Genomic DNA, 4,257 nt, shown 5'->3' on the forward strand with positions numbered 1-4,257 from the left:
CTGTATAATTATTGTGCATTTAATTAATTTATGAAAATATTTTAATAATGATTTAATACTTTACCGTTGGCTTACCTCCTCCTAACCAAAAGCACTACAATAACTGCAATTACGATAACTATGATTACTATACCCACGATTACGCTTGTCCCAATAACCTCCTTAGTCACTGTTAATGTTCTAGTTAATGTGCTTGTTAATGTTGCGGTACTGGTGGTGGTTAAGAGGGAGGTAGTCGTTAACGTTGTTGTACTCGTCACAGGTGAAGTCACTGTGGTGGTGCTTACTGCTGTTGTGGTTGAAGTTACTGTGGTGGTAGTGGTAATTGTGCTGGTTACTGTCGTTGTTACGTAGGCTGTTGTAGTAGTTGTAGTTGTAGTAGTGATTATTGGTACTAATGGCTTAGTTAACTCAAAGTAATACTTATATATTGTTATGTTCTCGAAGACATTACTTAATTGGCTTGATGTACCGAAGTCATTACCAAGCTGGAGGTTATATATGTAGAAGTTCAATAACCCAGTGAAGTTCCACTGCAGCGGCCAATTGGCGGCTAAAATATTGAATAGGTCATAGAGCATGCCGGTAATGTTTAATCCAATATAACCACTTGGCTGATTAATACTTGGCACAAACCAAGCAATGGTCCACATGCTTGATCCACCATAGTAAACCCAAACCTGCCAACTCTCATCAACAATACTACCGTTAACGAACGTTGGCACGGTTATGGTACCCATTTGTGAGCCGCCTGGAGCCATATTATGCGTGTAGTAGTATATTATTACCTCTAAGTCACCAGGCTGGGGTCCACTGGTCTCATTGGGTGTTGCCCCCAACCAAACCTGTAGGGATAAGTCAAACTGCAGATTACTTGGAGTGAATTTAATTACACTGTAATTTACGTAAGCCCAAATGCTTGGAAGCGATATGACTTGAGCAGGGAGCATTAGTAGTGGACTCATCTTAGGATATAAGCCACCCCACTGGGAGCGGCCATAGAATATTGCAGGGTAACCAAGGGTAACATCATATGAGTACGTTGGCTTAATGAAGGTGTAGTTCTGTATATAGTATGCTACTCCCTCAGCCGCATTATACATTAAAGTGGTTGTACCTGAGGTACCTGAACCCATATCCCAAAGGTTAGTAAAGAATAAGGCATAGCCAAGTGGCTTTGATACGTATTGGCTAGACATATTACCAACCACCACGACGTTTGACGTAGTGTTGAAGGCTGGAATCAGCATCACTACCTGCTGAGCGTACGTTACTAAGAAGCTGGCTGCAACAACCACGGCAGCTAGGAGCATAATCCACTTACCTATTACTGGCATATGTTATATGGCTTAAGGTCTTTTTAAGTTTTACCCCATAATCTAATTGCACTAAAATTAACTATATAGTATTTTTAATACAGTATAGAAACACCCACTTATATCCTAATTTAGTAATTTCAAACCACCGTAAGTATTACCTATGTATTAAGTTATGCCCTGTAGATTGTTAAATCTTATTAATGCATAGCATGTTCATTATAATTAATATTATAATTAAGTGATAATGTTTAAAAACTGTTAATTCAAGGTAATTAGCATGGTTGTTAAGGTGGGGATACTTGGTTCAGGCTTTGCGGCTGAATTCCACATGCAGTCCTATGCTGAGATACCTAATGCTAAGGTTGTTGCCGTTGCGTCTAGGAGTAGGGCTGTTGAGTTTGCCAGAAGGTGGGGGATAGGTAAGTATTATACTGGTGATGACTTTATTGAGAAGCTATGCAGTGATAAGGAGTTGGATGCTGTTGACATTATTTTACCCAACTTCCTTCACCTTAAGGCTGTTCAAATATGCGCCGAGAATAGGAAGAATATAATAATTGAGAAGCCCCTAGGTAGAAGCCTAGCTGAGGCTAAGGAGATGCTTAATGCAGTCAATAGGTATGGTGTACTCCACGCCTATGCAGAGAATCAGGTCTTCATACCTCAGATTGATAGGGTTATGAATATGGTTAAGAATGGTGCCATTGGTAAAGTCTTCTGGGTTAGGAGTAGGGAGGCCCACTTCGGTCCCCATAGCCCATGGTTCTGGGACAGGGACTTGTCCGGTGGTGGTAGTTTACTGGATATGGGGTGCCACTCTATTGAGGTCACTAGGAAGTTGATTAACGGTAAGGCGAGTGAGGTTTTAGGTTGGGGTGATTTACTTGTGCATAGGGATAAGACTAAGGCTGAGGATAATAGTATAGTACTAGTTAAGTATAGTGGGGGTGAGTTGGGGCAGGCTGAGAATAGTTGGGCGGCCCACGGTGGCTTAGACCTAAGGTACGAGATATATGGTAGTGAAGGCGCCATCTTCGTTGATGTAACTAGGGAGACTGGCATAAGGGTCTTCACAACAGCCCCTGAGGAGAAGGTGGGTTATGTTGTTGAGAAGGCTGAGGTGGCTAGGGGTTGGCTTTACCCAATTTGGAGGGAATTTGAACTCTACGGCTACTTATATGAGCTTAGGCACTTCATAGACTCCTTTGAGAAGGGTGAGTTACCTAGGGAGAACTTTAATGATGGGGTTGAGGTTAATAGGATAATTGATGCAGCCTACAGGTCCTTTAAGAGCAGGAAGTGGGAGCCATTAAGTGATTAAATGAAATATGCAATAATTTAATCTTAAATAATTAAGCTGAATTATCCTAAATTAATGAGCGAGTTTAAGCAATCCATAGTGGTTAGGGGGGATTTAAGGATGAGTAGGGGGAAGTTGGCTGTTCAAGTGGCCCATGCATCAGTTTCCGCAGTATTGGAGGCATTAAGGAGTAGGGGGGATTGGGTTAATGCTTGGGTTTCAGGGGGCCAGAAGAAGATTGTCCTGGTGGTGGATAATGTTGAGGATTTAATTAGGCTTAAGGCTAAGGCAGAGTCCCTGGGCTTACCCACAGCCTTAATTGAGGATGCTGGCTTAACCGAATTACCACCAGGCACTGTGACTGCATTAGCCATTGGGCCGGGGCCAGAGGAGTTGGTTAATAAGGTGACCGGCAGCCTCAGGTTACTTAAGGATTAGGGCCAAGGCATAAGTCCACGATTCATTGGCGCTAATGAAATAGAACCAAGGCATATCCACTAAGTGGCGTTAATTTGAGGAAAATTTATTTAACCGGTTAAGTGGATTAAACACTATGGGTAGGCTAACGCTCAAATGGCTTGGATTATTCATAGCCTTCTCAGTGGTTGGCATATTCTCCTCAGGGGTCGTACTATACACCTACTACTACCTGCATAATGCACCCCCATTATGTACACTGAATGGGGAACCCACACCCTTCCCAGGGGTCACAGTTAACTGTATAAGGGTCCTCTCAAGCCCCTACGCAGAGGTGGCTGACGTACCCCTTGATGTTCTCGCCATCTTCTGGTTCATAATAAACATAATAATGGCTATAGCCTACGATAAGAGTGGAGAAAAGGTGGCTCATGGGCTTTTCAGAGCCCTAATGTATTGGAGGTTCCTGGGCCTGGCAATAATACCGTACCTACTTTACGTGGAGTTCGCCATACTGCATGCACTATGCCTATACTGCACCATAATGCATTCAATGATTATAGCCGACTTCATAGTGATAACAGTCTACGCTTACCTTAACCGTAGGGTTAATGCTAAGTCAGTAACCACAGTGAATTAAGTTAAGGTTAATGAGGCTGCCCTTATTAAGCCAGGTTCCCTAGCCCTATACCTAAACCTAATTAAGGCGGTATCTCCACTAATGCCCAGTACAGTGGTGCTGCTGCCTAATGCCTGACTCCTAGCCTCAACCCAATTACCCTCAGTGAAGTACTCTATAGCCAACTCACCACCCGGCGCATTTAGGATTAGTGTCTTCTCACCAATGCCGGGTAATGGCTGGGAATACAACTCAACACCAGGGTTAACGGTTAAGCCAGCCCAAGCCTCCTCTGAACCATCCCTATAAAGCCTAAGCCTAACAGGTTCCTCAGCATCACCGCTAAATACCCTTAAACCCCATGGGTTTAAGCCAGGCCAATGAAACTCAACCTGCGGTGCAGCATCAATGTCCAATAATACGGCCAATTGAGGTGAAGGTGCGTCAGTAATCCATGATGCAACGTAGGGTGGCTTATCATAGGCTACTCCACCATCCTTAACATCACCATTACTTATTGAAGCCAGGGCCCTAAGCCTACCATCAATATACCATAAAGCCAACCCCCTCCTGTAAACAATACTGAACCAATGATACTTCTC

At 43.4% G+C, this 4,257-nt stretch carries 5 protein-coding genes; 3 read left to right on the forward strand and 2 right to left on the reverse strand.

Annotation, left to right across the window (positions count from 1 at the left end):
• Nucleotides 1-71: 71 nt before the first annotated feature.
• The gene (locus tag BP896_RS02715) at nucleotides 72-1,337 is read right to left on the reverse strand and encodes a hypothetical protein (protein ID WP_291765386.1); all 1,266 of its coding nucleotides are present in this window, start codon (nucleotides 1,335-1,337) and stop codon (nucleotides 72-74) included.
• A gap of 259 nt (nucleotides 1,338-1,596) precedes the next feature.
• Here BP896_RS02715 and BP896_RS02720 point away from each other — a divergent pair, with 259 nt between their 5' ends.
• The 3 genes from BP896_RS02720 (at nucleotide 1,597) to BP896_RS02730 (ending at nucleotide 3,676) form a co-directional block, all read left to right on the forward strand.
• Nucleotides 1,597-2,640: a Gfo/Idh/MocA family protein gene (locus BP896_RS02720; RefSeq protein WP_291765388.1), complete on the forward strand. Its 1,044-nt coding sequence runs from the start codon at nucleotides 1,597-1,599 to the stop codon at nucleotides 2,638-2,640.
• 54 nt (nucleotides 2,641-2,694) lie between these two features.
• Complete coding sequence (pth2, locus tag BP896_RS02725; RefSeq protein ID WP_291765391.1) at nucleotides 2,695-3,057, forward strand: peptidyl-tRNA hydrolase Pth2; 363 nt, start codon at nucleotides 2,695-2,697, stop codon at nucleotides 3,055-3,057.
• Between the two features lie 115 nt (nucleotides 3,058-3,172).
• A complete protein-coding gene (locus BP896_RS02730) occupies nucleotides 3,173-3,676 on the forward strand; it encodes a vitamin K epoxide reductase family protein (protein ID WP_291765393.1) in 504 nt (167 codons plus the stop codon).
• Here BP896_RS02730 and BP896_RS02735 read toward each other — a convergent pair.
• The coding region (locus tag BP896_RS02735; protein ID WP_291765394.1) for a hypothetical protein at nucleotides 3,673-4,257 on the reverse strand (585 nt) is incomplete at its 5' end. The genes BP896_RS02730 and BP896_RS02735 overlap by 4 nt on opposite strands.

This window comes from Caldivirga sp. UBA161 (assembly GCF_002506515.1).
In the GTDB taxonomy this organism is placed as follows: Archaea; Thermoproteota; Thermoprotei; order Thermoproteales; family Thermocladiaceae; genus Caldivirga.